Source organism: Roseicyclus sp. (assembly GCF_052168335.1).
In the GTDB taxonomy this organism is placed as follows: Bacteria; Pseudomonadota; Alphaproteobacteria; order Rhodobacterales; family Rhodobacteraceae; genus Roseibacterium.
On sequence record NZ_JBQLZP010000700.1, the window covers coordinates 1 to 2,513 of the forward strand.

The following is a 2,513-nucleotide window of genomic DNA, read 5'->3' on the forward strand; positions in this document are numbered from 1 at the left end:
GGCGTGCCGCGGCGTGACGAGCACCTCCGAGGCCGGGCCTTCCTCCACCACCTCGCCCTGCCGCATCACCGCGACGCGGTCGGCGATCTCGGCCACCACGCCGAAATCATGGGTGATGAACAGGACCGAGGTGCCGTGCTTGCGCTGCAACTCCTTGATGAGGTGCAGGATCTGCGCCTGCGTCGTGACGTCGAGCGCGGTCGTCGGCTCGTCGGCGATGATCAGCGCGGGCTCGAGCGCCAGCGCCATGGCGATGACGATGCGCTGCCGCTGCCCGCCCGAGAGCTGGTGGGGATAGCTGCGCACCATGCGGTCGGGATCGGGCAGGTGCACGTCCTCGATCAGCGCGCGCACGCGGGCCGCGCGGGCGGGCGCGTCGAGCTCGGTATGGACCTCGAGCACCTCGTCGATCTGGCGGCCCACCGGCATCAGCGGGTTGAGCGCCGTCATCGGCTCCTGGAAGATCATGGCGATGCGCCCGCCGCGGATCGCGCGCATCTCCTCGCCGCCCAGCGTCAGGAGGTCCCTGCCCTCGAAGACGATCTGGCCCCGGTCGGCATGGACATGCGGCGCGGGCAGAAGGCCCATCACGGCCTTGCCCATCATCGACTTGCCCGAGCCGCTCTCGCCCACGATGCAGAGGATCTCGCGCGGGTTGACCTGGAGCGAGACGCCCTTGACCGCGTGGCGGCGGTCGGACCAGGCGGGCAGCGCGACGTGCAGGTCGCGGATGTCGAGAACTGGATCGGTCACAGGTCGGCGAGCCTCGGGTTCAGGGCGTCGTTCAGGCCTTCGCCGATCAGGTTGATGGCGAGCACGGTGAGCAGGATCGCGATGCCCGGCACCGTCACCAGCCACCAGGCGTCGCGCAGGAAGGACCGCCCTGCCCCGATCATGAAGCCCCAGCTCATCTGTCCCGGCGCGCCGAGCCCGAGGAAGGACAGCGCGCTCTCGATCAGGATGGCGGTCGCCACCATGAGCGAGCCGGTCACGATCAGCGGCGAGAGTGTGTTGGGCAGGATCTGCCCGAAGAGGATGCCCATGTCGCGCTGCCCGGCCACGACGGCGGCCTGCACGAACTCGCGCGCCTTGACCGACATGACCTCGGCCCGGACGACGCGGGCGATGGGCGGCCAGCTGACCACCGCGATGGCGATGACGAGGTTCATGGCCGAGGGCGAGAGGATCGCCACGAGGACGATGGCGAAGAGGAACCAGGGGATCGTCTGGAAGAACTCGGTCAGGCGCATCAGGACATCGTCGACGATCCCGCCGTAGTAGCCCGCGAGCGCGCCGAGGACCGTGCCGAAGGCGACCGCCGCGAGGGTGGAGAGGACGGCGATCATCAGCGTGGTGCGCGCGCCGTGGATCAGGCCCGCCAGGACGTTGCGCCCCAGGCTGTCGGTGCCGAGCAGGTACCCCTCGGACCCCGGCGGCAGGAAGGGCTGGCCGACGATGGCGAAGGGGTCGCGCGGCGCGAACACGCCCGCGAAGAGCGCGACGATCACCACCAGCGCCAGCCAGGCGAGGCCGAGATAGACGCGCGGGTTGCCGTAGAAACGTGCGTTGAAGCTCTTCATGCCGTCACCCCAGCCGGATGCGCGGGTCGAGGATCACGTAGAGGATGTCGACCAGCAGGTTCACGACCACGACGAGGATCGCGGAGAGAAAGAAGATGCCGAGCAGCAGGTTGTAGTCGCGCGCGAAGAGCGACTGGTAGGCGAGCTGCCCGAGTCCCGGCCAGGCGAAGACCGCCTCGACCACCACCGAGCCACCGAGGAGCGAGCCGGTCTGCACCCCCGCCATCGTCACCACCGGCAGGAGCGCGTTGCGGAAGACGTGGCGCCGCGTGATCTGCGCGTCGGTCAGCCCCTTGGCGCGCGCCGTCGTCACGTAGTCGAGGCCGCGCTGCTCCAGCATCGAGGCGCGCATGAGCCGCGCGTAGAGCGCGAGATAGAAGACCGAGAGCGTGACCGTCGGCAGCACCATGTGATGCGCGATGTCCCAGACCCGGTCCCAGCCCTCGTGGAAGGCCACGACGTCCTCCATGCCGGACGTCGGGAACCAGTCGAGCTTGACCGCGAAGACCAGCACCAGCATCAGCCCCACCCAGAAGAGCGGCGTGGCGTAGAGCAGGACGGCCGTGACCGAGATCAGGTGGTCCTTCCAGGTCTTGACCCAGAGCGCCGCGAGCAGGCCCAGCAGGACGCCGAGGCTGAGCGACACCACCAGCGTCGCCCCCATCAGCAGCAGCGTCGGCCCCAGCCGGTCGAGCAGCAGGTCGAGCACCGGCGCGCTCTGCCGGAAGGAATAGCCGAGGTCGAAGGTCAGCAGGTTGCCCATGTAGTTCAGGAGCTGCACCAGAAGCGGCTGGTCCTGTCCGAAGCGGGCGCGCAGCTCGGCGATGTATTCCGGCGTGGCGCCGCCCGCCTCGCCCGCGATCACCGTCGCGAGGTCGCCGGGCGCAAGCTGCAGGAGCAGGAAGTTGACGACCACGACGCCCAGGATCACCG

At 69.4% G+C, this 2,513-nt stretch carries 3 protein-coding genes; all 3 read right to left on the reverse strand.

Features of this window, described 5'->3' with window-relative positions:
- Positions 1-753, reverse strand: a 753-nt coding sequence (locus ACTS11_RS21300; protein WP_442642279.1) for an ATP-binding cassette domain-containing protein, incomplete at its 3' end; no start/stop codon positions are given.
- Positions 750-1,580: an ABC transporter permease gene (locus tag ACTS11_RS21305; RefSeq protein ID WP_442642280.1), complete on the reverse strand. Its 831-nt coding sequence runs from the start codon at positions 1,578-1,580 to the stop codon at positions 750-752. The genes ACTS11_RS21305 and ACTS11_RS21300, both read right to left, overlap by 4 nt.
- 4 nt (positions 1,581-1,584) lie before the next feature.
- Complete coding sequence (locus ACTS11_RS21310) at positions 1,585-2,511, reverse strand: ABC transporter permease (RefSeq protein ID WP_442642281.1); 927 nt, start codon at positions 2,509-2,511, stop codon at positions 1,585-1,587.
- Positions 2,512-2,513 lie beyond the last annotated feature (2 nt).